The organism is Corallococcus praedator, from assembly GCF_003612125.1.
GTDB lineage: Bacteria > Myxococcota > Myxococcia > Myxococcales > Myxococcaceae > Corallococcus > Corallococcus praedator.
Genome location: NZ_RAWI01001198.1, coordinates 1 through 419, shown reverse-complemented (window position 1 = coordinate 419; position 419 = coordinate 1). Strand labels below are relative to the sequence as shown.

Sequence of the window (419 nt, the reverse complement as noted above, 5' to 3'; positions counted from 1 at the left end):
GAGCGCGAGGGCGAAGAGGAGGGCCGGCGTGAGGGCGCGGACGGCGCGCGGCACGTCGCCGCGCTTCCAGGCCATCTGCGAGCCCAGCGGCAGGGCGACGGCGATGGCGACCATGAACGGCGTGAAGGCGGCGTCGAAGAAGGGCGCCCCGACCGACAGGGTGCGGCCCAGCGCCACCTGCGCGATGAGGGGCCACACCGTGCCGATCAGGACGACGAAGGCCGACACGGCGAGGAGCACGTTGTTGAGGACCAGAGCCGACTCCCGGCTCACCGTGCCGAACACGCCCTTGGCGTCCAGCGTCGAGGCCCGCGCGGCGAAGAGCGTCAGCGCGCCGCCGACGAAGACGCCGAGGATGGCGAGGATCACGACGCCGCGCGCGGGGTCCGAGGCGAAGGCGTGAACGCTCGTGAGCACGC

1 pseudogene is annotated in these 419 nt (G+C 73.5%); it reads right to left on the bottom strand.

Annotated features, from left to right (window positions below):
• A pseudogene (locus D7Y13_RS43715) lies at positions 1 to 419 on the bottom strand (hypothetical protein); the annotation flags it as partial.